Source organism: Caenimonas sp. SL110 (assembly GCF_001044395.1).
GTDB lineage: Bacteria > Pseudomonadota > Gammaproteobacteria > Burkholderiales > Burkholderiaceae_C > Ramlibacter.
In genome coordinates this window covers 22,301-43,016 of record NZ_JANU01000061.1, presented here as the reverse complement: position 1 = coordinate 43,016, position 20,716 = coordinate 22,301, and the positions used below count along the sequence as shown (strand labels likewise).

The 20,716-nt window shown below is 65.0% G+C and carries 25 protein-coding genes; 9 read left to right on the top strand and 16 right to left on the bottom strand.

Features of this window, described 5'->3' with window-relative positions; all coding sequences use genetic code 11:
* Positions 1–9: 9 nt before the first annotated feature.
* Positions 10–681, bottom strand: coding sequence for an alpha/beta hydrolase (locus tag AQ12_RS20610; protein WP_048441853.1), 672 nt, complete (start codon positions 679–681; stop codon positions 10–12).
* A gap of 151 nt (positions 682–832) precedes the next feature.
* On the opposite strand from AQ12_RS20610, the gene AQ12_RS20605 reads away from it, so the two are divergent.
* The 3 genes from AQ12_RS20605 to AQ12_RS20595 all read left to right on the top strand — a co-directional run bounded on the left by AQ12_RS20605 (position 833) and on the right by AQ12_RS20595 (position 2,699).
* Complete coding sequence (locus AQ12_RS20605; RefSeq protein WP_048441852.1) at positions 833–1,198, top strand: HPF/RaiA family ribosome-associated protein; 366 nt, start codon at positions 833–835, stop codon at positions 1,196–1,198.
* A 150-nt stretch (positions 1,199–1,348) separates the two neighbouring features.
* On the top strand, positions 1,349–1,684 hold the full coding sequence (locus AQ12_RS20600) for a PA2779 family protein (RefSeq protein ID WP_053076829.1): 336 nt from the start codon (positions 1,349–1,351) through the stop codon (positions 1,682–1,684).
* 25 nt (positions 1,685–1,709) lie between these two features.
* Positions 1,710–2,699, top strand: a complete 990-nt coding sequence (locus AQ12_RS20595; RefSeq protein WP_048441851.1) for a PA2778 family cysteine peptidase — start codon at positions 1,710–1,712, stop codon at positions 2,697–2,699.
* Positions 2,700–2,753: 54 nt separating this feature from the next.
* Here AQ12_RS20595 and AQ12_RS20590 read toward each other — a convergent pair whose 3' ends face one another.
* The gene (locus AQ12_RS20590) at positions 2,754–3,101 is read right to left on the bottom strand and encodes a hypothetical protein (RefSeq protein ID WP_048441850.1); all 348 of its coding nucleotides are present in this window, start codon (positions 3,099–3,101) and stop codon (positions 2,754–2,756) included.
* 247 nt (positions 3,102–3,348) lie between these two features.
* Between AQ12_RS20590 and AQ12_RS20585 the strand changes: the two genes are divergently transcribed.
* A complete protein-coding gene (locus AQ12_RS20585; protein ID WP_048441849.1) occupies positions 3,349–4,230 on the top strand; it encodes an NUDIX hydrolase in 882 nt (293 codons plus the stop codon).
* A gap of 251 nt (positions 4,231–4,481) precedes the next feature.
* On the opposite strand, the gene AQ12_RS20580 is transcribed toward AQ12_RS20585, so the two are convergent.
* From AQ12_RS20580 to AQ12_RS22865, 7 genes are all read right to left on the bottom strand, one after another.
* Positions 4,482–4,793 (bottom strand): hypothetical protein, encoded by a 312-nt coding sequence (locus tag AQ12_RS20580; protein ID WP_048441848.1) that lies wholly within the window; start codon positions 4,791–4,793, stop codon positions 4,482–4,484.
* Positions 4,794–4,969: 176 nt separating this feature from the next.
* The gene (locus tag AQ12_RS20575) at positions 4,970–5,893 is read right to left on the bottom strand and encodes a hypothetical protein (RefSeq protein WP_152682885.1); all 924 of its coding nucleotides are present in this window, start codon (positions 5,891–5,893) and stop codon (positions 4,970–4,972) included.
* A gap of 6 nt (positions 5,894–5,899) precedes the next feature.
* The gene (locus tag AQ12_RS23060; protein ID WP_161799052.1) at positions 5,900–6,073 is read right to left on the bottom strand and encodes a hypothetical protein; all 174 of its coding nucleotides are present in this window, start codon (positions 6,071–6,073) and stop codon (positions 5,900–5,902) included.
* Positions 6,074–6,175: 102 nt separating this feature from the next.
* Positions 6,176–7,330: a class I SAM-dependent methyltransferase gene (locus tag AQ12_RS20570; protein ID WP_048441847.1), complete on the bottom strand. Its 1,155-nt coding sequence runs from the start codon at positions 7,328–7,330 to the stop codon at positions 6,176–6,178.
* Positions 7,327–8,244 carry a DUF808 domain-containing protein gene (locus AQ12_RS20565; protein ID WP_048441846.1) on the bottom strand — a complete coding sequence of 306 codons (918 nt, stop codon included), beginning with the start codon at positions 8,242–8,244 and terminating at the stop codon, positions 7,327–7,329. The genes AQ12_RS20570 and AQ12_RS20565 overlap by 4 nt, the downstream gene beginning before the upstream one ends.
* Before the next feature lie 22 nt (positions 8,245–8,266).
* Entirely contained in the window at positions 8,267–8,779 is a 513-nt protein-coding gene (locus AQ12_RS20560) for a GNAT family N-acetyltransferase (RefSeq protein WP_048441845.1), read from the bottom strand.
* A 75-nt stretch (positions 8,780–8,854) separates the two neighbouring features.
* Complete coding sequence (locus AQ12_RS22865; RefSeq protein ID WP_152682884.1) at positions 8,855–9,034, bottom strand: hypothetical protein; 180 nt, start codon at positions 9,032–9,034, stop codon at positions 8,855–8,857.
* 77 nt (positions 9,035–9,111) lie between these two features.
* Between AQ12_RS22865 and AQ12_RS20555 the strand changes: the two genes are divergently transcribed.
* From AQ12_RS20555 to AQ12_RS20545, 3 genes are read left to right on the top strand one after another with little or no spacing between them, the layout of a single operon-like run.
* A complete protein-coding gene (locus tag AQ12_RS20555; RefSeq protein ID WP_369799043.1) occupies positions 9,112–9,825 on the top strand; it encodes a cytochrome c in 714 nt (237 codons plus the stop codon).
* Positions 9,822–11,096 carry a cytochrome c gene (locus tag AQ12_RS20550; protein WP_048441891.1) on the top strand — a complete coding sequence of 425 codons (1,275 nt, stop codon included), beginning with the start codon at positions 9,822–9,824 and terminating at the stop codon, positions 11,094–11,096. The genes AQ12_RS20555 and AQ12_RS20550 overlap by 4 nt, the downstream gene beginning before the upstream one ends.
* Positions 11,093–11,575, top strand: a complete 483-nt coding sequence (locus tag AQ12_RS20545) for a tyrosine-protein phosphatase (protein WP_048441843.1) — start codon at positions 11,093–11,095, stop codon at positions 11,573–11,575. Before AQ12_RS20550 ends, AQ12_RS20545 begins: the two co-directional genes overlap by 4 nt.
* A 10-nt stretch (positions 11,576–11,585) precedes the next feature.
* Here AQ12_RS20545 and atpE read toward each other — a convergent pair whose 3' ends face one another.
* The 5 genes from atpE to AQ12_RS20520 form a co-directional block, all read right to left on the bottom strand.
* On the bottom strand, positions 11,586–11,825 hold the full coding sequence (gene atpE / locus AQ12_RS20540) for a F0F1 ATP synthase subunit C (protein ID WP_048441842.1): 240 nt from the start codon (positions 11,823–11,825) through the stop codon (positions 11,586–11,588).
* Between the two features lie 58 nt (positions 11,826–11,883).
* Positions 11,884–12,342 carry a 2-amino-4-hydroxy-6-hydroxymethyldihydropteridine diphosphokinase gene (gene folK / locus AQ12_RS20535; RefSeq protein WP_048441841.1) on the bottom strand — a complete coding sequence of 153 codons (459 nt, stop codon included), beginning with the start codon at positions 12,340–12,342 and terminating at the stop codon, positions 11,884–11,886.
* A gap of 26 nt (positions 12,343–12,368) precedes the next feature.
* Positions 12,369–14,012 carry a polynucleotide adenylyltransferase PcnB gene (pcnB, locus tag AQ12_RS20530; RefSeq protein WP_048441840.1) on the bottom strand — a complete coding sequence of 548 codons (1,644 nt, stop codon included), beginning with the start codon at positions 14,010–14,012 and terminating at the stop codon, positions 12,369–12,371.
* Positions 14,009–14,695, bottom strand: coding sequence for an HAD family phosphatase (locus AQ12_RS20525; RefSeq protein ID WP_048441839.1), 687 nt, complete (start codon positions 14,693–14,695; stop codon positions 14,009–14,011). The genes pcnB and AQ12_RS20525 overlap by 4 nt, the downstream gene beginning before the upstream one ends.
* Before the next feature lie 95 nt (positions 14,696–14,790).
* Positions 14,791–15,426 carry a response regulator transcription factor gene (locus AQ12_RS20520; RefSeq protein ID WP_048441838.1) on the bottom strand — a complete coding sequence of 212 codons (636 nt, stop codon included), beginning with the start codon at positions 15,424–15,426 and terminating at the stop codon, positions 14,791–14,793.
* A 103-nt stretch (positions 15,427–15,529) separates the two neighbouring features.
* Here AQ12_RS20520 and AQ12_RS20515 point away from each other — a divergent pair, with 103 nt between their 5' ends.
* Together AQ12_RS20515 and AQ12_RS22305 are read left to right on the top strand one after the other, a co-directional pair.
* Positions 15,530–16,771: an ABC transporter substrate-binding protein gene (locus AQ12_RS20515; RefSeq protein ID WP_202967527.1), complete on the top strand. Its 1,242-nt coding sequence runs from the start codon at positions 15,530–15,532 to the stop codon at positions 16,769–16,771.
* Positions 16,771–18,990 (top strand): CHASE domain-containing protein, encoded by a 2,220-nt coding sequence (locus tag AQ12_RS22305; RefSeq protein ID WP_053076828.1) that lies wholly within the window; start codon positions 16,771–16,773, stop codon positions 18,988–18,990. The genes AQ12_RS20515 and AQ12_RS22305 overlap by 1 nt, the downstream gene beginning before the upstream one ends.
* Here AQ12_RS22305 and hda read toward each other — a convergent pair.
* Positions 18,965–19,639 (bottom strand): DnaA regulatory inactivator Hda, encoded by a 675-nt coding sequence (gene hda / locus AQ12_RS20505; protein ID WP_048441889.1) that lies wholly within the window; start codon positions 19,637–19,639, stop codon positions 18,965–18,967. The two genes, AQ12_RS22305 and hda, sit on opposite strands and share 26 nt — an antisense overlap.
* Positions 19,639–20,709, bottom strand: coding sequence for an AI-2E family transporter (locus AQ12_RS20500; protein ID WP_048441836.1), 1,071 nt, complete (start codon positions 20,707–20,709; stop codon positions 19,639–19,641). The genes hda and AQ12_RS20500 overlap by 1 nt, the downstream gene beginning before the upstream one ends.
* Positions 20,710–20,716 lie beyond the last annotated feature (7 nt).

The following is a 20,716-nucleotide window of genomic DNA, read 5'->3' as shown; positions in this document are numbered from 1 at the left end:
TGAAAGCCGTCAGTCCTTTGCCAGCAGCTTGACCAGCCAGTCGTTCAACTGCTGCACTTCTTCCATGCACACCGAGTGCGCCATCGGGTACTCGTGCCACTCCACCGGGTAGCCCAGGGCCTTGAGCATGTCGCGCGAAGCACGGCCCCGCTCCGGGACCACCACGTTGTCGTATTGGCCGTGTGCGAGAAATATCGGCGTGATGGCATTCGCATCGCTGCGCTCGGCCGCGGTCGATGACGCAAGCGGCAGGTAGCCCGACATCCCCACAATCCCTGCCAGCCGCTCCTTGTGACGCAGGCCCGCAAGCAGGGCCATCGCACACCCTTGCGAGAACCCGGCCAGCACGATGCGGTTGGCGGGCATGCCGCGCGCTTTCTCGGCCTCCAGCAGGGCCTCGACCTGGGCCACCGAATTCCTGAGACCGGCCTCGTCTTCGCGTTTGACGAGATCCGTGCCCAGGATGTCGTACCAGGCCCGCATGCGCATGCCGTTGTTGATCGTCACCGGTATGACCGGCGCGTGCGGAAAGACAAATCGCACAGGGCCGACTGCCGACAGGTCGAGTTCACGGGCAATCGGAACAAAGTCGTTTCCATCGGCCCCCAGACCGTGCAAGATGATGACCGTGGCGCAAGGGGCAGGCCCGGTTTCTTGCTCGATGATTTCCAGTGCATCCATTTATGGCTTTCGTGTCGACAACAACCAAGGTTTATACAAGGTCGCATCGTCGGCCCGAGACGTCTGACAAAACAGGTGGCCTGCTGTCCTACAGGCAACTTCATGGCCGCCCCGCACACTGGCATCCAGCAACTACAGAAAAGGATCAGCAATGCAGGTTCAGGTAAACACCAGTAACGGGATCGAAAACACGGAAACGCTGGATCGCTGGGCGGACGAATACCTCCAGGGAACGCTGGCTCGCTTCAAGCAGGAAATCACCCGCGTCGAGGTTCAGATCAGCCGTGAAAACGCAAAGGGCGGCACCGACATCCGCTGCATGATGGAGGCCCGCCTCAACGGACACGACCCCCTGGCTGTGAGCCACCACGCGTCCACGCAGGACGAGGCAATCCGCGGTGCGGCCCAGCGCCTGATACACGCACTCGACCACGCGCTGGGCAAGCTGGACCGGCACCAGCACCGCGACCGCGAAACGATTCGCAAGGAACCGGCTCCCGAGACCCCGCTGGGCTGACCCCAACCCGCTGCAACAAAGGCGTGGCGGGAGCGCGACAAACTCACACAACCCTCTTGCGGGCGCGTATATTGGATCGGCGCCATGGTGGGTCCCACTGCGGCGTTCCAATGACTCAACCTAATTCCAAGGAGCCTGAAGATGAGTTCAATGAAGAAAGCAACCTGCCGCGCACTGGTCGTCTCGCTGCTTGCACTGTCCTTCCAGACGGGTGCAAGCGCCGGCATGATCGGCGCCGACAAGGCGGCCGCCCAGTCTGACCGCGCGACGGTCCTGAGCGTGCTCAGCCGCGCCGAGACCGCCTCGCAGTTGCAATCGCAGGGCATCGATCCGCAGATGGCTCGCGAACGCGTCGCCGCCATGACCGACCAGGAAGTGCAGACCCTGGCGCAAGACATTCACACGGCCCCTGCCGGCGCTGCGAACGGATGGATCGCCGCAGTCGTCATCATCGGTCTGGTCTGGTACTTTGCCTTCCGCAAGTAAATCGCACGACCGCCCCACAGGCGGTTTGCAGCACACAGCCCGCCTCTGCGCGGGCTTTTTCTACTGCGCTGCATTTGTGGTGCTGTCGGGCTGCGCCCAGATGGTGCCCCAGACGGTCGCGCTTCGAACCGATTGGCCGCAGGGCGTTGCGCGCACGGTCGAACTCACACAGGTTCCGTTCTTCCCACAGGACGAATTTCAATGCGGCCCGGCGGCGCTCGCAACCGTGCTCAATTACACCGGCCTGACCCTCACACCTGAAGAGCTCGCCAAAAACGTTTACCTGCCTTCGCGCCAGGGAAGCCTGCAGGTCGAGATGCTTGCAGCGCCACGGCGGCACGGTCGCATTTCCTACCAGTTGCGCCCGCAATATGCTGATGTGCTGAGTGAGGTTGCTGCCGGCAATCCGGTGATCGTGCTCCAGGACGTCAACCCGATGTTCACGCAGTGGCACTACGCAGTGCTCAACGGCTTTGACTACCCATCGGGAACGCTTTACCTGCGTTCCGGGGACAAGCGGCGGCTGGAGATGCCCTTTACAGCTTTCGAGCGCGAGTGGATGGCCAGCAATCGCTGGGCCATGGTGGCAATGCCGCCCGACAGGATTCCAGCGACGGCCACCGAGGATGCATGGATGCAGGCGGTGCTGGCGATGTCGCGGGTCTCGACGCCCGAATCGGCGACGACCGCTTATGCCACTGCGCTGGCTCGCTGGCCGAACAACCTCACGGCCGCCATCGGGCTTGCCAATCAGTATCACGCAGCAGGCTCCTATGGCCTGGCTGTCACGGCATTGAGGGTCGCGCATCAACGCCACCCCGAGTCGGTGATCGTGCTGAACAACCTCGCTCAGGCGCTGTCCGATGAAGGGCGTCATGCCGAGGCCCTCACGCAGATCGACAAGGCCGTTGCGATACCGAACCCGGGCCCCTTTGCATCCGATGTGCGATCGACCCGCCAGATGATCGTCGAGCGCATGGATGCCCAACGACAAAAAGCCGGCAGCCGCCAATAGGCAAGCTCCCGGCTTTTCACTGGTGCCGCTTTCGCAGCAACCCGTTGCGCGCTTTTAGTTGCGGTCGGCCTTGGGCATAGGTGCAGGAGCGGCAGGTGCCGGCTCGGGTGCAGCGCCCATCGTCGTGGTTTCGACCACGGCGACTTGCTGGACGGGCTCAGCTGCCGGAGCGACATAAGCAACTTCAGCTTCGCGCTGGATCGTGGCCGTGCGGACCTCGCCGATCTGGGTCAGCACACCGGTCTCACCCATGGGGGTGATGTGGCTGCTTTGCTGGCCTGCTGCGATGGCATGGTGCGGAATCAGGGGGTTGGGCGGCTGGCCCTGCGCGATTGCAACACCGAAAACAGCGACGGTGGACACGCCGGCAATCAGGCCCGCCAGTTTGGAAAATTTGCTCATGATTAGCTCCTTCGATTTGGTTTCAAGTTGGTTAACAGTTAGTGAGGGCCAGCTCGTGCCAGCTGTATTCAGAATAGTGGCTGGTCGTTTTTCGGGCGTCAGGTCGTTGCCTCATCGCTTGTCGGACGATGGCTGCGCTCCGTGACGCGTACAGGCTTACGCCCTGTACGCTGGGCTTTCACGCAATAGTGGGCGTCAGTCGCGCGCGTGCTGGCGATTGCGCGTTGGGGCTGTTAGCCTTTGCCCAATGGAAATCAATCTCGAACAGTCTCTGGAGCCCCTGCGAGCAGCAGCCACCGTGGTGATGGTGCGCGATGGCGCAAGCGGGCTCGAAGTGTTCCTGGTCAAACGTCACGGCCTCTCGGAAGTATTGGGCGGCGCCCACGTATTTCCAGGTGGCAAGGTCGACAGGGACGACTCGCACGCCGACGCGCAAGCACTGCTGGACACGCCCGCAGGCGAACTGCATGACACATTGAACGAAGCGCAGCTGGATATGCACGAGGCCGCAGCGCTTTACTTCGCGGCGCTGCGCGAAGCGTTCGAGGAGACCGGCGTGCTGTTCGCCCATGGGGCCGATGCGCCAACCCAGCAGCAGGCGTGGGCATTGCTGCGTGAAGGTCGCGGCTTCGAGGAAGTGATCGCGCTGATGCGGCTGAAGCTGCAGGCGTCGGCGATCCGGCCCTGGTCCCGCTGGATCACCCCCGCCGTCGGCGGCGTGATACGCAAACGTTTCGACACACGCTTTTTTCTTGCACGCATGCCAGAGGGCCAAATCGCCCGGCACGACAACCATGAAGCGATCGATAGCACCTGGCTCACACCGCACGATGCCCTCAGGCAGTACTGGGATCGCGCGATAGAGCTGGCGCCGCCGCAGATCATGAGCCTGGCCCACCTGGCGCGGTATGGCAGCGTGGAAGCTGCGATGCATGACGCACGGCAACGACCGCCACCGCTCATCCATCCAGAGCCGCTGGCGGCCCTGGTACCCGGCGAACGCGTCATCTGCTATCCGGGAGACAGCGAGCATTCCATTCGTGAGCGTGCCCTTCCCGGTCCTACCCGCCTTCACTACCGCGGCAAGCGATTCGAGCCTGCGAGCGGTTTTCAGGAGTTCCTGGATTAGTCGACGCGGCGCTGGCCTACGTGGGGTCGAGATACCGGATTTCACCCCTTGTGCAAGGTGTCGTGCACACTGAAATCCAGCTGCCGGGCCTCGCGCTACAACGACAGGTGTCGGGCACTCGCCTTTGCAAGCGAGCTGCAGGAACATTGTCCAGCGAGCCCGGCCGCGTCCTTTTCACGTTCCTTGCCGTCAATGAAATGGCAACAAAAAAAACCGGGCACAAGCCCGGTTTTTTTGTTGAGCGGTTGCTATCAGTTGCGATCGGCGCGAGCCTTCTTCATGGGCCTGGCGGACGCCATGGTGGTGTCGGCCGTCGATGATGCCGTTCCCGTGGTGGTGGTGCTGGAACCCGTCATCGGTGTCGTCGCCCTGCCGGTTGTATTGCCCGTCGTGTTGCCGCCCGGCGTGCCGGTCGTGCCCATCGGGGTTGACTGGGTACTTTGCTGGCCGGCGCCCACAGCCGGGTCCTTGATCGCGGCGTTCGGGGGCGTGCCCTGTGCGAATGCCGAACCTGCGATGACGACGGCTGCCGTGCAAACGATGCTCTTGAAACCTGTGCTCATATTGAAAAAGTCCTTGGCGTGAGTTGAAGAAATGGCGGGAAGCCACCACTCACCCAAATTAATCAGGGCACCAGGACCCCTGCGTCGGCCCGCTTCCCCGGCGTCTGTCGGACACTGTCAGTCGAGCAGGATCGGTTGAGGCCTGAGCCATCCCCTCGAAAGAATCGGTCGGCGCCTCAGCGCTGCGCAACGGCTGTAGATGTGTCGCGGAAGGATGCGAACGTTTTCTCCAGCGGACGCGTCTCCGGCAGCACATAAACGATGGTTTGCCCCGCCTTCACAGTCGGCTGCAAGACCTTTTCGTAGAACGGCTTGGGCAGGTTGATGCAGCCGAACGAAATGCGGTTGTCCTGGGAGGTCGGCGAGGCTAGACGCTCCATGCGGCGCTCTGCCTTGTTGTTGGCGCGGACCCGGTGCATGGACACTGCCGCGTTGTAGTCGACCCAGACGATGTCTTCGCCGTTGGTGTTGACCCCCAGCTCGGCTACATAGCGCCCCGCCGGCGTGGTCTTTTCTTCAGGCTTGACCTGCGAGAGCGGCTTGTCGCCGATTCCGGGGGCCGAGTCGTCACCATGCGCCGAACCCATCAGGGCAGGCGTATTGTTCTTCAGGCGGCCCTTGCCGTCGAACACGTAAACCCGTGCATCCTTTTTGTCCACGATGACAAAAGAGTGCTGCTTGTTATCGGACGCCTGCACGATCCAGTTCGCCATGCGGCGGGTGTCGCTGGAAGGCTGGTGCGAGCCGAAATCGGCTGCAATGACCTTGGCACTGTCAACGGGTGGGGCTTGCGGCTCGGGTGCAGCAGCAACTGCGGAGTCGGATGCAGCCGGCGGTGCCGGGTCTGCCGGCTGAACTTGGCCCTGAACTAGCGGCGCCACTGCCGGGGCAAGCGCCGGTGCTGGTGCAACGGCGACTGTGGGCGTGGCGGGCACCGCGTTCGCAGGCGGCCGCGGCCTCAGCCAGGGCAGTGCAATGACCAGCACCAGACCGCCGAGCAACGCGCCCTTCCACAGCGAATCCAGGAATTCGGAACGCGGCTTTCTTGCCGGGACCGGCGTCGGAATCTGCTTGTCGCTTGCCACGGGCTTGTCCTTCATCGGGCCTTATTGCCGCGCGCCAGCCGCTTCGTCCTGGCCCCAGCGTTCGATCTGCAAGGCAGGATTGGCGCATTCCCAGCCGATCGCGCAGTCGTCATCGTCGACGCTGAACGTGGGCAGGTAGGCGACGTCCATGTTGGACATCGTGATGGCGGCGGTCGTCGGCTCAGAATTGGTCATGGAACCCTCCAGAAGTGCTCAATCGGCACAGGAGCCATCTTCTGCGGACCAGTTCGGCAGCGCGTTCGGCGGACCGCCCGATAACGCGTAGGAAGGTGCCTACTACTTTGCGCTGGCAGCGGCGAGCCGCCAGAGCGTCGTGACTTCACGGCTGCGCGCCGCATGAAGCGGGTCCGCCGCGTCCGCCGCCTTCGGATGCAGCGCACGCGCATCGAGCCTGCCGACCACGACCAGGCCAGCGCCCGCAATCCACGAGGCCAGCTCGCCGGGCGCGCGCAGGCCCAGGAGTTCCGCCAGATCCGACATCACCAGCCAGCCCTCGCCGCCGGGGGACAGGTGCGCCGCCAGGCCATCGATGAACCCGCGCAGCATGCGGCTGTCTTCGTCATACACCGCATGCTCCAGCGGTGAGGTGGGCCTTGCCGGCAACCACGGCGGATTGCACACGACCAGGGGCGCATGGCCGTCGGGAAAAAGATCCGCCTCGACCACCTCCACGGTGTTTGTCAGGCCCAGCCGCTTCACGTTCTCGCGCGCGCAGGCCAGTGCACGCGGCGCGAGTTCGGTCGCGACCACGCGCTTGACTCCACGCCTAGCCAGAATCGCCGCCAGCACCCCCGTACCCGTGCCGATGTCGAACGCCAGTTCGAGAGACGGCAGCGGCGCCTGTGCAACCAGGTCGAGGTATTCGCCGCGCACCGGCGAAAAAACGCCGTAGTGCGCATGGATCCGATTGAGGGGTGGCTCGCCCAGCGAGGGCACCTCCACCCCGCGCTTTCGCCATTCGTGAGCGCCCACCAGGCCGAGCAGTTCTCGCAGCGAAGTTACACAGGGCTGGCCGTCGGATGGACCCCAGGCCTCCCTGCACGCCTGACGCAGATCGGGCGCCCGATTCAGCGGGATCGAATAATCGGCGGACAGGGGAACCAGCACGCTGGCCAGCAGGCGGGAGCGATGACCCTGGGCCTGTCGATGCACGTTGAACGCATCGCGCATCGACGCGGGAGCGGCCTTGTTGCGCGGCTTCCTGTCCGCGCGCCGGCTCATCGCCTGCACGAGGTTGCGCGCATTCTGGAAATCGCCTTGCCACAGCAGCTGGGTGCCTTCGCTGGCCAGCCGCACCGCAGCATCTGCCTTGAGCGTGTCGTCAGCCAGTGCGATGCGTTTGGGCGGCGGCAAGCCGCCTTCGGACCGCCAGCGCGCGGTCTGCAACGCGCCGCGCGAGTCCTTCCACTGGACGGTGGGCGAATCGCTCACGCCAGTGCTTTGTCACGACGCATCGTCTTCTGGACCACGGTGACAACGCCCAGCACGATCGCTCCGGCAATGACGCCGATCACGGCGTTGAGCAGGTTTTCAACAAGCCAGCTGATAGACGGCAGGCCCTGCGCCCAGGCCTCGATGGTGTGCGCCACCGCAGGAACGCCGTGCACGAGGATGCCGCCTCCCACCAGGAACATGGCTGCCGTACCTGCGATCGACAGGAACTTCATGAGCCAGGGCGCGGCCTTCACGATGGCGCGGCCGATGGCCTGTGCGCCGCTGCCGGCCCGACGCGTCAGGGCAAGACCGAAGTCATCGAGCTTGACGATCGCAGCCACCAGTCCATAAACGCCAATGGTCATGATGAGCGCGATGCCCACCAGCACGCCGACCCGCACCGAGAACTCGCTTTGCGCGACGGTGCCCAGCGTGATGGCGATGATCTCGGCCGACAAAATGAAGTCAGTGCGGATCGCACCCTTGATCTTGTCCTTTTCGACCTGCGCGAGATCGACCGAGGGGTCGGACAGCGCCTTGGTCAGCTCTTCGTGATGCGCATCGTCTTCGGCCTTGCTGTGCATGATGCGGTGCGCGATCTTCTCGAAGCCCTCGTAGCAAAGAAAGGCGCCACCGATCATCAGCAGGGGCGTGACCGCCCACGGCGCGAAAGCGCTGATCGCAATGGCTGCCGGAACCAGGATCGCCTTGTTGATGAACGAGCCCTTGGCCACGGCCCACACCACAGGCAGTTCGCGGTCGGCCGTGACCCCCGCGACCTGCTGCGCGTTCAGGGCGAGGTCATCGCCCAGGACACCCGCGGTCTTCTTGGCCGCCACCTTCGACAGGACGGCGACGTCGTCCAGGATGGTGGTGATGTCGTCGAGTAGCGCGAGCAGGCTGGAGGCCATGGGCAGTTGCGTCCTTACAGGTCTAGTTCAGCGGCCGCTTGAGGCGGATTTCTTCGAGCTTCACGCCGCCCAGCACCGCCGTACGGGCGGTGTTGAGTTCGCGCTTGAAGCCGGCGAGTTCTGCAAATCGCAGCGCACGTTCATTGCGCAGCGGAATCCACATCGTCACTTCGATGCAGCCTTCTTCCATCAGGCCTTCGCGCGCGGCGTCCCACAGGGCCAGGCCGGCGCCCGTGCCCCACGCATCCGGCTCGACATAAAGCGCCCATATCTCGCCGGTGGTGGGCTTGGATTTGGGGTCGCGCGAGCGGTCATAGCCGACGAAGCCGACCAGGCGCGCGTCGTCCATGACGACATGCACAAGCGGCTCTCCGTATTCGATTGCATCGCGCCAGAATGCGATGCGCTTGGGCATCGGCAGACTCTGCGCGTCGGGGGCGACAGCCTCGTATGCAGCATGCGATGAACTCGCGTGCACGGCTGCGATGGTTTCGGCGTCCTTGTCGTCCGCAGTGCGGACCTTGTAACTTGTCATGAGAGATGCAGTGAAATGAAGGCGATGATTATCATGCCGCGCGCCGTCCCGACGGCCTGCGCGGCACGAATCGCCTTAATCGTTACCCGCCGTGTAGGGGCTTCGCCGGATGTACTTGTGGTCCACACCCTCGATCGGGTCCGCCTTGGGATTGGGCTCGTGCTCGATCCGGTTGGTGCCCGGGTCCTCGCCCGCCGGCCGCCCTGAATCGGGCACGGCAGGCTCTGTGGATTTCGGATCGGGTAATTTGCTCATGCGTGACTCCTTGCTAGCTGATCAGGTTATCCGCACAGCGAGCGCCGCCCTGTAGGACTGGTGGCATAGTCGGCTACATCGTGAAGACATTGATTGCCGCCATTGCCCTGGCAGCGCCGCTTGTTGCAGCCGGCGCGCCACCCGTGTTCGAGGATTCCATCGCCCAGCGCACGATGGCCTGCACGGCGTGCCACGGCAAGGACGGGCGAGCTGCGCCCGATGGGTTCTACCCGCGCATTGCAGGCAAACCCGCTGGTTACCTCTACAACCAGCTGCTCAACTTTCGCGACGGCCGCCGCCACTACGGCCTGATGGCGCGACTGCTCGATCCGCTGTCCGACAAGTACATCCTGGAAATATCGCAGTACTTCAGCGCGCTCGACCTGCCCTATTCACCGCCTGCGACATCCGACGCACCGCAAGCAGTTCTGCAACGCGGCCAGGCTATTGCCATGCAGGGCGATGCGGGGGCCAGACTTCCCGCCTGCGTGCAATGTCACGGCGAAGCACTCACCGGCGTTTCGCCGAACACGCCCGGCCTGCTCGGCCTGCCCCGTGACTACCTCAGCGCGCAGCTCGGCGCCTGGAAGACCGGCCAGCGCCGCGCGCACGCACCCGATTGCATGGGCGAGATCGCCCGCCAGCTGCGGCCCGAAGACGTCAATGCTGTTGCGAGCTGGCTGGCCGCGCAGCCCTTGCCCGCCGATCCCAAACCGGTCGCTGCATTGCCCAGACCATCTTCCATCCAGTGCGGCAGCGCGCTGCTCTCCGCGGGGAGCCAGAAGCCATGAGGAAGCTGCTGGCCACCATCGTCGCTGCGCTGCTGGCGATTGCAGCGCTTGTGCTCTGGCTGAACCTGCGCGGCGAGGATTCCATTCACGACGTGCCCCCTCTCGTGCCACCCACTGGAGAGACGGTTGCGCGAGGCGCCTACCTGGTCAAGGCCGGCAACTGCATGGCGTGCCATACCGAACGGGGCGGTGCGCCGTTTGCCGGCGGCGCGGCCATCGAAACGCCCTTCGGCTCGGTGTTCGCAAGCAACATCACGTCTGACAAGGCGACAGGCATCGGCAGCTGGAACGCGGGCGAGTTCTGGCGCGCCATGCACAACGGCAGGAGCAAGGATGGGCGTCTTCTTTACCCGGCCTTCCCTTATCCGAACTACACGGCGGTCACGCGCGCGGATTCCGATGCGATCTACGCGTACTTGCAAACAGTGCCGGCCGTCTCGCGCGCGAACAAGGAACATCGCCTGCGCTGGCCCTACAGCACACAACCCGCGCTTGCCCTGTGGCGCGCGATGTACTTCTCACCGGCCGTCCATCGGGACGACACCACGCAGACGGCGCAGTGGAATCGCGGCGCATACCTGGTCCGGGGCCTGGGCCACTGCAGCGCATGCCACTCGTCTCGCAATGCGCTGGGCGCGAGCGACGAAAAGGCCAGCCTGTCGGGTGGCCTGATCCCGATGCAGAACTGGTACGCGCCTTCCCTCACATCGCCCGCGGAAGCCGGCGTGGCCGACTGGGAGCCGATGCAGATCGCGAAGTTGCTGCAGACCGGCGTGTCGGATCGGGGCACTGTTGTGGGCCCGATGGCCGAAGTCGTGATGAAGAGCACGCAGCACCTGGAGGCAGAGGACCTGCGCGCGATGGCGATGTACCTCAAGTCATTGCCGCAGGCTGCACGCGCTGACGATTCCCCCGGACCGCCGATCACAGCCACGGTCGCCGCGCGCGGCGCAAAGCTCTACGAAGACAACTGCGTGCAATGCCACGGTGCGCGCGGCGAGGGCATCCCAGGCGCCTATCCGCCGCTCGCGGGCAACCGGGCCGTGACGATGAAGGTGACGGCCAATCTCGTGCAGGTGGTGCTGGGCGGCGGCTTTGCGCCTGCGACCGAGGGCAACCCGCGGCCGTACGGCATGCCGCCTTTTGCCACGGCCCTGAGCGACGCCGACATCGCCGCAGTGCTGAGTCACATCCGCACATCGTGGGGCAACGCGTCGGGCGCGGTGAGTGAGCTCTCGGTGACGCAGCAGCGCAGCACGGTGGGGCCATGACCGCGGCCCTGCGCAGCGTTGTCCTTCCACCGGAAGTGCCGGGCAAGCTGTGGCTGGGCGCGATGCCGGGCCGGTTCCAGGCCTGGCCCGCTTTCCAGAACGAGGCGCAAGGGCATCGCCTGTCGCTGGTCGTGTGCCTGACGCCGCGCAACGAGATGGCGCAGCTGGCACCCGCGTATGCGCAGGCCGTCGGCCAGGGCGAGTTGCCGTTTCGCTGGCTCAACCTGCCGATGCGAAATTTCGGGCTGCCCGAAGATGTGCCGCTGTTCAGGCGCGAAGTGCAGCAGATCGCGCAGGCCCTGCGCCGGGGTGACTCGGTGATGCTCCACTGCGCAGCGGGCATCGGGCGCACCGGCAGCACGGCGGCGTGCATATTGAAGGCCCTGGGGGTCGACACGCAGGACTCGTTGCAGCGAATTCGCGAGGCGGGCTCCAACCCCGAGAACGCGCTGCAGTCGGGGCTGGTGGAGCAGTTCTGATCGGGATTGGCTACGCGAAAGGCTTGCCGAAAACGAACAGCATCGCCACGCCGACGCCGATGAGGAAATTGGCGTCGATGAGCCCGGCCAGCAGGAACATCTTCACCTGCAGCGGCTCCATCATTTCCGGTTGCCGCACGGCCCCCTCGATGAATCGCCCACCCATGGTGCCGATGCCGATACACGCGCCGATGGCGCCAAGCCCCACGATGAGACCGCACGCAATGGCAATCAGGCCGTTGTCACTCATGATGATTTACCTCCGGTAGTCAATGAACTTCTGCTGCCCTGATCGTGCGGGCAGCAGGTCATCGGGGCAATGACGTCGCAGGTAATGGGGCCATGCCCGCAATCACATCAGAAGGAGCAACCTGCGCCAACGGCACCATCACGAAGGCGCGTTCGAACATGCGTGGATGCGGAACCGTGAGCTGCGGGCTGTCGATACGCCCACCGCCATACAGCAGCAGATCGAGGTCCAGCGTGCGCGGCGCATTGCGATACGGGCGCTCACGGCCGGCTTCGTTTTCAATGCGCTGCAATTGAACGAGCAAGTCGGGTGCGGTCAGTCGCGTCGAGATCGCGGCCACTGCGTTGATGTAGTCCGGTCCGCTCGAATCCACCGGTGCAGTCTGGTGCAGGGGCGACTGTGCCACCAGGGTCGTCAGAGGTATCTGCGCGAGCTGCGCGAACGCCTGGCGAACCGCTCGCGCGGCATCGCCGAGATTGGCGCCGAGCGCCACATAGGCGATGACCGGATCGCGCATCGGCCGTCGTCCTTCGCGGCTATGGGTTACCCGGCTGAACCCGTCGAGTCGTCGCCGCCGCCGGTCGCAGCACCGCCACCGGGCTTGCGCCGACGACGCCTGCGCTTTTTGGGCGCATCGCCCGATCCGCCGTCAGCACCCTCGCCGCCCTCGCTGATGGGACCGCCGTGGCCGTAATCGGTGCGCTCAGCAGGTTCGGCGCGCTCTGCCGCGCGCGCCGGCGGATTCGAACGAGCTGCAGGTTCAGCGCCTTCTGCCCGTTCGACCGGCCGCGCCACACGCACCCGGCGCTGGCCCTTGTGCTGTTCGTCGCGCAGTTGCGCAACCAGGTCCTCGCGTACCGCATCGCTGGCCTGGCTGAACTCCTGCCACCAGTCGGCCAGCAGCACATCGACTTCGCCGGTGTCGGCGCGCAAGCGCATGAAGTCGAACGCGGCGCGAAAACGCGGTTGCTCGACCAGGCTGAAAGGAGTCGATCCGGTGCGCTTGTCGAAACGCGGCTGCATCATCCAGATCTCGCGCATGTCGGCGCCCAACTTGCCGCGCCCCGACACATCGCCGATCTTCGAATTGAAGACATCGTCGATTGCATCCTGCAGCGCAGGAAACGGGTTCTGCCTGGCAGCAAGCCTCGCGGCCCAGCCGTCGCGCACGTCGGCCCACAGCACGCAGGCCAGCAGGAAGCTCGGCGCAACGGGCTTGCTCTCGCCCACGCGGCGATCGGTGTCTTGCAGGGCCGCCTTGACGAACGGCTGCTCGGCACGCTCCACGACCAGGTCAAGCAACGGATAGATGCCGCGCGACATGCCCAGTTCCTTGAGCTGCTCGATGGTGGCAAGCGAGTGCCCCGTCTGCAGCAGCTTGAGCATCTCGTCGAAGAGTCGGCTCTGCGGCACGTCGGCCAGCAGCGTCTGGCACTCGATCAGCGGCTGCGCCGTCTTCTTGTCGAGCGTGAAGCCGAGCGGACGGAGCTTGGCGGCAAATCGCACGGCGCGAATGATGCGCACCGGGTCTTCGCGGTAGCGCGTGAGCGGATCGCCGATCATGCGGATCGTGCGCTTCTTGGCGTCCTTGATGCCATCGTGATAGTCCACGACCGTCTGTGTTTCCGGGTCGTAGTACATCGCGTTGATGGTGAAGTCGCGGCGCGTTGCGTCTTCTTCCTGCGGACCCCAGACGTTGTCGCGCAGCACGCGGCCGGTGGAATCGACGGCGTGCTTCATGCCCGCCAGCTCGCTCTTGCTGGTCTTTTCGTTGCCGGCCACCTGCTCGGCAGCGGCGTTGTCCATATAGGCGCGGAAGGTCGAAACTTCGATCACCTCATGCTCGCGCCCCCGCCCGTACACCACGTGCACGATGCGAAAGCGCCGGCCGATGATGAAAGCGCGCCGGAACAGGCCCTTGACCTGCTCGGGTGTCGCGCTGGTGGCGACGTCGAAGTCCTTGGGCCGCAGACCCACCAGCAGGTCGCGCACAGCGCCGCCGACGATGTAGGCCTCGAAGCCCGCTTCTTTCAGGGTGTGCACCACGTTCAGCGCGCGATCGTCGACCAGCGAGGGGTCGATACCGTGCTCCTGGGGACCCACCTCCTGCCGCTTGCCGAAGTTCGGCCTGCCGGCCTTGCCACCCGGTGTCTTGCCGAGCAGTTTGTCGATGAATTTCTTGATCATTTTTTGTGAAAGAGGTCCAGTATGCGCCAGCCACGCTCAGTGGCAACGCGGCGCAACCGCTCATCCGGGTTGGTGGCCACCGGGTGGTCCACCTTCTCCAGAAGCGCGATATCGTTGAAGGAGTCCGAATAAAACGTGGTCTGCGCGCTGTCCCACGCCCATCCATGTCCGGCCAGCCATTGTTCCACCCGGGCGACCTTGCCTTCGCGCGCCGATGGAATGCCCAGGATTTCGCCGTTGATCCAGCCGTCGTCGCCACGCGCCAGTTCAACGGCGATGAGTTCCTGCACGCCCAGGGCATTTGCAATGGGCCGCGTGACGAATTCATTGGTGGCAGTGACGATCACCACATGATCGCCGGCCTGCTGGTGCTGGCGAACCAGTGAAACAGCTTCCTCGCGGATCTCGGGCCCGATCACGGTCGCCATGAATTGCGCATGCGCCGCCTGCGCCTGCTCAGGGCCGCGCAGGCGCACCGCTTCAACGGCAAAGCGCACGTAGTCGTGGATGTCGAGCGTTCCGGCCTTGTACTGCTCGAAGAACTCGTCGTTGCGGCGCTTGAACTCCACCGGGTCGGTCCAGCCGATGGTCTGGGTGAAGACGCCCCAGGAATAGTCCGAGTCGATGGGCAGCAGCGTGTGGTCGAGGTCGAAAAGGGAAACTCTTGTTTTTGGAAGGCCCATGGCCCCCGATTCTAGGAGGCTGGCGCCATTGCCCGCCCAAGGCATGCACGGGCCCGCCAAAGTCGGGCCGCATCAGGCAGGCAATCGATTCGACGCTAGCCCGGGCTGTAGTAACCCTGCTGGACCGCGTAAGCGGTGATCTCCGCTGCATTGCGCAGTTCGAACTTTTCCATGAAGTTCTGGCGATGGGTTCGCACCGTGGCCACGCTCAGGTCCAGCAACTCGGCGATCTCGCGATTGGAAAGCCCACGCGCCACCAGCGACATGATTTCCTGCTCGCGCGGCGTCGCCTGATGCCCGCCCGCGGCTCGCGCGGGCCGAAACACCTGCGCGATGCGGCGGCTCACGTATTGCCGCCCTGCCAGCACGGCCTCGACCGCAGCGACCAGGTCAGCCGTGTCTTCGCTCTTGTGAACATAACCGTGTGCGCCGGCAGCCAGCGCCTGGCGCACCGAGCCGGGCGTCAGGTCACCGGTCAGCACCAGCACCTTCACGGCATCACCGAAGGCGGCCTTCACCGCACCGGCCACTTCAACGCCATGCAGTCCCGGCAGGCCCAGGTCGAGCACAAGAAGCCCCGCGCCGGTCGAACCAACCAGCGCCTGGACCTCGCGGCCATCGCCCGTCTCTGCCACGACCTCCAGCCCTGGCTGGGTGGACAGCAGCATCTTCAGGCCCTCGCGCACGAGCACGTGGTCTTCTGCCAGGACGATACGGGTGGTGACTTGCATAACGGCGTCTGTGCATACTAGCGCCAACTCATCTGCTGGCTGATTCCGGTTCATGGCGGTTTATTTCCGGGCCTTCTTTCAGGCTTGCCTCATTGCAATCGCGATGCTCGCCTCTGCGGCCGTGCAGGCGCAAGCAACGACCATCTCGTTCTATTACCCGATTGCGGTGGGTGGCCCCGTCACCAAAACGCTGGCAAGGCTGGTCCAGGAATTCGAGCGCGAGCATCCCGGCATCAAGGTCAAACCCATCTACACCGGCACCTATCGCGACTCGATTGCCAAGACGCTCACCGCCCACAAAAGCGGCAACCCGCCGGACCTGGCGGTGCTTTTCGCGGTGGACATGTACACGCTGATCGACGCCGACGCGATCGTGCCTTTCGATGACCTGCTGGCGCCTGCCGACAGGTCCTGGCTGCAGGACTTCTATCCCGCCCTCATGGCCAACAGCCGTGCAGCCGGCAAGACATGGGGCATTCCGTTCCAGCGGTCCACGATCTTGCTGTACTGGAACAAGGAGATGTTTCGCGAAGCCGGCCTGGACCCCGACAGGCCCCCGCAATCCTGGAGCGAGATGACCCGGTTCGCGCAGCAGCTCACCCAGCGCGACGCGTCGGGCAAGGTCAGGCGATGGGGCCTGCAGATTCCGTCGTCGGGTTTTTCGTACTGGATGTTCCAGGGCCTCGTCACGGCCAACGGCGGCGAGCTGATGAATGCCAATGGCACGAGGACGTACTTCGACAGTCCGGCGGTGGTCGATGCGCTGGCGTACTGGGTGGACCTGTCGCGCCAGCACAAGGTCAACCCTGCAGGCGTCGTCGAATGGGGCGCCACGCCGGCCCAGTTTGTCGACGGCAAGGCCGCAATGATCTGGACTTCCAGTGGCAACCTGGCCAACCTGCGCGACACGGCGGACTTCGAGATGGGCGTCGGCATGCTTCCGGCCCACCGCCGGCGCGGCTCGCCCACGGGTGGAGGCAACTTCTACCTGTTCAAGAAGAGCCCGCCTGCGCAGCGGCAGGCCGCGCTCACGTTCATTCGCTGGATGGTGGCACCGGAACGCACCGCGTCCTGGAGCATCGATTCAGGCTACATCGCTGTCAGCCCGAAGGCGTGGGAGACCTCGCAGATGAAGGAGCACCTCGCCTCGTTTCCCCAGGCGGCTGTCGCGCGTGACCAGTTGACGCACGCAGTGGCCGAGCTCTCCACGCACGAAAACCAGCGTGTCACCCACGCCTTGAATGCGGGCCTGGCCGCGGCGCTCACGGGCGCCAAGACGCCGCAGCAGGCGATGCGAGATGCACAGGTGGAAGCCATGCGAATCCTGTTGCCCTACCAGCGCTGATGACGTTTTCACCCACCCAATGGCGACGGGCGCGGCTCGCCAGTCTTGTGCTGCCGGTGCTGGTGCTGGTGGCCGCAGGCGCCGTGTCCTACCACCTCTGGGACCGCGAACGACGCGAAATCGAACGCGCGCTCAAGGACGAATTCGACACGCGCGTGCGTGAGACCGTCGGGCTTTTTCGCGAACGCATGCTGGCGTACGAGCAGGCACTGCATGCAACGCACGGCCTCTTTGCCTCATCGCCACGGGTCGAGCGCGGCGACTTCCAGGCGTTTGTCGCGAGCCTTCGAATCCAGACGCATACCGGCCTGCAGGGCATGGGCTACTCGCTGCGGATACCGGCCGGCGAGCGCGCGCGGCACGAGCGCAACGTCCGCACACAGGGTTATCCGGCCTATTCGATTTCACCGGCGGGCGACAGGCCCGAAGTCACGTCCGCGCTCTACTTCGAGCCTTCAGGCTCCAGCCTGCTCAGCACGCTGGGAACCGACTACTACGCCGAGCCCTCGCGCAAGCACGCGATGGATGCGGCACGCGACAGCGCCAGCATCGCCATCTCCAACAAGATCAAGCTGCCCGAAGAAAACGCCGAGCAGGTCCAGGCCGGCTATCGCATGTACCTGCCGGTCTATGGCGCAGGCAAGCCACCGGCAACCGTCGAGGAGCGCAGGCGCGCGATCACGGGCTGGATCTACGCGGCCTTCAGCATGGACGGCCTGCTGAGCAACATCCTGGGCGAGCGTCCCAACATCGCCATCGAGGTGTATGACGCCGGCGTCGGTCAGGGCGATGAAGGCGTGCAGGACTCACTGGCCGATCGCGTCGGTGGCGAATCGGCTGTGAAGCTGCTGTTCTCTTCGCAGCGCGTGCAGGTGGGTGGCTACTCGTGGATCGTGACGGCCCAATCGCTTCCGAACTTCACCACACCGATCGCGACCAGCAAGCTGCAACTCGTCGCAGGCGTCGGTGCCGCAGCCAGTGTCCTGCTCGCCTTGTTTTCGTGGGCTGTCCTGCGCCGCCGCATGCGAAGGCTGATTGGAGACGCGCAACTGCGCTCGGCGCGCGACAAGGCCGAGGCGGCCAGCCGCGCCAAATCGCAGTTCCTGGCGGCCGCCAGCCACGACTTGCGCCAGCCGGTGCAGGCGCTGGGCCTGTTCACCGCAACGCTGCAGGCGATGGCGCGCAAGCCCCAGCTGTCAGGCGAAGAAGTGGCCCAGGTTGCAAGCCGCCTGCAGCTGGCCCTGCAAGGCCTGGGGCGCCTGCTCAATGGCCTGTTCGACCTGTCGGGCCTGGACAGCGGCACGGTCAGCGTCGAGCCTCGCCCGGTGGACGTGTCGGTGTTGCTCGCCGAGCTGCACAGCGCATTCGCCGGCCCCGCACAGCAAAAGGGCCTGGGATTGACGGTGCGCCTGCCGCGCACCCCCCAGGGCCTTTGGCTGCATGTCGATCCGGTCATCCTTGCGCGGGTGCTTTCCAACCTGGTGGCCAACGCACTGCGATACACGAACAAGGGGCGCATTCTCATCGGGTGCCGCCGGCGCAGGGGCGCCCTGGTGGAAATCCAGGTGCTCGACACCGGCATCGGCATCGCGCCGGACGAGCAGGACCGCATCTTCGGTGAGTTCTACCAGGTAGCCAATGTGAGGCGTGAACGCGAGCGCGGCATGGGGCTGGGCCTGGCGATCGCGCAAAGGTCGGCGCACCTGCTGGGCACCTCGATCGCCGTACGGTCGTCGCCAGGGCGTGGATCGGTTTTTTCGGTGACCTTGCCCGTTGCGATGACGCTCACGCCGGAGCCTGATGCGAACGCCCTGGAAATTGCCCCCCGCGCACAGGGGCGGGTGCTGGTCATCGACGACGACCCGCAGCTCACGCAGGCCACGCAGCGCCTGCTCCAGGAGCTGGGCTTTGCAGCCGTGGTCGCCGACACGGTTGACTCTGCCTGCACGGCAGCGGCGAACGCACGTGACATTGGCGGCCTGGCGCTCATCGTGTCGGACTACCAGCTGCGCAATGGCGAGTCAGGGCTGGATGCGATTCATGCCGCATCACGCGAGTCGGGCGGCAAGGTGCCGGCAATGCTTCTGACCGGCGACACGTCAGCCGAGTGCGCAGACCAGGCCAGGGTCTACGGATATCCGGTCCTGCACAAGCCGGTCGATCCGGCTGCGCTGATCGCGCTGGTCCATGCGCTCACTCGCTCTCCAGCATCGCCTTGATGAGGGGAATGGTGATCGCGCGCTTGGTCTGCAAGGCATAGCCATCGAGCTGCTCGAGCAGCTGCATCAGGCTGCCGAGGTCACGCGAAAAGCGCGTGAGCATGAAGTCCATCACCTCGTCGCCCAGGAACACGCCGCGCTCGTCTGCCGCCTGCCTCAGCACCGAGCGTCGCTCGGGCTCGCTCAGCACGCTCAGCTGGAAGACATGGCCCCATCCCAATCGCGTGCGCAAGTCTTCGCGCAGCTTCAGGTCAGCCGGCGGCAGTGCACCTGCGGCCAGTACGCCGCGCTGCAAGGACTGCGCATTGACGAACCAGTTGAAGGCCGCATGCTGCTGCACGGCCGTGTAGAGATGGACGTCGTCCATCAGCACGACGGCCCATCGCTCGTCGAACTCGGGCGGCTCCAGCATCGAAGGATCGAGCCAGCCGGCGCGAGCGCCCTGCTGCCTGAGTGACTCCTGCACGGCCTGCAGCAAGTGCGTCTTGCCGCTGGCAGCTTCGCCCCACAGGTAGGTCGGCACGGGTGACCGGGTGGGACTGCCCACCCACAACTGCAGATGCCGCAGCGCCGCGTCATTCGGTCCGGCAAAAAAGCTCTCGAGCGTGGGCGCACGCGCGAGGCCGATGTCCAGGGCGATCTGTTTCATCATCCGTGATAGAGCTTGCTGGCCAGGTAGCCGGCGCGCAGCCGGCGGATCGCCACCAGCAGGACTGCGCTGGCCGGCAGCGCAACCAGCACGCCGACAAAGCCGAACACCTGCCCGAACGCGAGCAGCGCAAAGATAACGGCCAGCGGGTGCAGGCCGATGCGCTCGCCCACCAGGCGCGGCGTCAGGTAGAAGCCTTCGAAGATCTGGCCGGTGCCGTAGACCGCAGCCACCATCACCAGCGCCTTGATCGACGCGAATTGCAGCAGCCCCGCGACCACGGCCAGGACCAGGCCTATGCCAAAGCCCACATAAGGCACAAACATCGCCAGGCCCGTGAACACGCCGATCGGCAGCGCCAGGTCCAGGCCGAAGAGCGCCAGGCCGCAGCCGTAGAACACGGCCATCGTCATCATCACCAGCAACTGGCCGCGAAGGTACTGGCCCAGCACCTCGTCAGCCTCGGACGTGAAGCTGTCGTAGGCGGGTCGGGCTCGCGGCGGCACGAACTCGAGCAGGCGAACGACAAACTGTTTCCAGTCCAGGAGCAGGTAGAAAAGCGCCACCGGAATCAGCACGGCGTAACCGATGACAGTCACTGCAACGCCGCCGCCCAGGCGAAGCGATGAAAACACCGATGCGACCGTGTCCTCGTAGTTGGCGCTCAGGTACTTGAGCACCAGCGCCTTCAGGCTGGCCAGGTCCAGCGACACGTTGATGCCGAACTGCAGCAGCCAGGGGCGCAGCGATGTGTCGAGCTTGTCGAACACCAGCGGCAACTGCTCGCGCATCAGCGGCACTTCCTTCACGACGATCGGAATGACCAGCAGGACCAGGCAAAACAGCGCAAGGATCAGCAGCAGCTCCACGATGACCACGGCAATGACCCGCGGCATGCGTCCGTGGCCCAGGTCGTCGAGCCTGTCCACGAGCGGCGTCAGCGCATAGGCCAGCACGGCGGCCACCACAAAAGGTGCCAGCACACGCCCCAGGAGGTACAGGGCCGCGAACGCAAGGATCGCGATCGAGGCCCAGGCGGCGGCGCGTTGCTGGCTGGGGGTGAATTGCATGAGGCCC

What these genes read in the sequence shown, in the direction of transcription:
- AQ12_RS20610 (WP_048441853.1), bottom strand. Translation starts at nt 681, where the DNA reads ATGGATGCACTGGAAATCATCGAGCAAGAAACCGGGCCTGCCCCTTGC.
- AQ12_RS20605 (WP_048441852.1), top strand. Translation starts at nt 833, where the DNA reads ATGCAGGTTCAGGTAAACACCAGTAACGGGATCGAAAACACGGAAACG.
- AQ12_RS20600 (WP_053076829.1), top strand. Translation starts at nt 1,349, where the DNA reads ATGAAGAAAGCAACCTGCCGCGCACTGGTCGTCTCGCTGCTTGCACTG.
- AQ12_RS20590 (WP_048441850.1), bottom strand. Translation starts at nt 3,101, where the DNA reads ATGAGCAAATTTTCCAAACTGGCGGGCCTGATTGCCGGCGTGTCCACC.
- AQ12_RS20585 (WP_048441849.1), top strand. Translation starts at nt 3,349, where the DNA reads ATGGAAATCAATCTCGAACAGTCTCTGGAGCCCCTGCGAGCAGCAGCC.
- AQ12_RS20580 (WP_048441848.1), bottom strand. Translation starts at nt 4,793, where the DNA reads ATGAGCACAGGTTTCAAGAGCATCGTTTGCACGGCAGCCGTCGTCATC.
- AQ12_RS20575 (WP_152682885.1), bottom strand. Translation starts at nt 5,893, where the DNA reads ATGAAGGACAAGCCCGTGGCAAGCGACAAGCAGATTCCGACGCCGGTC.
- AQ12_RS23060 (WP_161799052.1), bottom strand. Translation starts at nt 6,073, where the DNA reads ATGACCAATTCTGAGCCGACGACCGCCGCCATCACGATGTCCAACATG.
- AQ12_RS20565 (WP_048441846.1), bottom strand. Translation starts at nt 8,244, where the DNA reads ATGGCCTCCAGCCTGCTCGCGCTACTCGACGACATCACCACCATCCTG.
- AQ12_RS20560 (WP_048441845.1), bottom strand. Translation starts at nt 8,779, where the DNA reads ATGACAAGTTACAAGGTCCGCACTGCGGACGACAAGGACGCCGAAACC.
- AQ12_RS22865 (WP_152682884.1), bottom strand. Translation starts at nt 9,034, where the DNA reads ATGAGCAAATTACCCGATCCGAAATCCACAGAGCCTGCCGTGCCCGAT.
- AQ12_RS20550 (WP_048441891.1), top strand. Translation starts at nt 9,822, where the DNA reads ATGAGGAAGCTGCTGGCCACCATCGTCGCTGCGCTGCTGGCGATTGCA.
- AQ12_RS20545 (WP_048441843.1), top strand. Translation starts at nt 11,093, where the DNA reads ATGACCGCGGCCCTGCGCAGCGTTGTCCTTCCACCGGAAGTGCCGGGC.
- atpE (WP_048441842.1), bottom strand. Translation starts at nt 11,825, where the DNA reads ATGAGTGACAACGGCCTGATTGCCATTGCGTGCGGTCTCATCGTGGGG.
- folK (WP_048441841.1), bottom strand. Translation starts at nt 12,342, where the DNA reads ATGCGCGATCCGGTCATCGCCTATGTGGCGCTCGGCGCCAATCTCGGC.
- pcnB (WP_048441840.1), bottom strand. Translation starts at nt 14,012, where the DNA reads ATGATCAAGAAATTCATCGACAAACTGCTCGGCAAGACACCGGGTGGC.
- AQ12_RS20525 (WP_048441839.1), bottom strand. Translation starts at nt 14,695, where the DNA reads ATGGGCCTTCCAAAAACAAGAGTTTCCCTTTTCGACCTCGACCACACG.
- AQ12_RS20520 (WP_048441838.1), bottom strand. Translation starts at nt 15,426, where the DNA reads ATGCAAGTCACCACCCGTATCGTCCTGGCAGAAGACCACGTGCTCGTG.
- AQ12_RS20515 (WP_202967527.1), top strand. Translation starts at nt 15,530, where the DNA reads ATGCTCGCCTCTGCGGCCGTGCAGGCGCAAGCAACGACCATCTCGTTC.
- AQ12_RS22305 (WP_053076828.1), top strand. Translation starts at nt 16,771, where the DNA reads ATGACGTTTTCACCCACCCAATGGCGACGGGCGCGGCTCGCCAGTCTT.
- hda (WP_048441889.1), bottom strand. Translation starts at nt 19,639, where the DNA reads ATGAAACAGATCGCCCTGGACATCGGCCTCGCGCGTGCGCCCACGCTC.
- AQ12_RS20500 (WP_048441836.1), bottom strand. Translation starts at nt 20,709, where the DNA reads ATGCAATTCACCCCCAGCCAGCAACGCGCCGCCGCCTGGGCCTCGATC.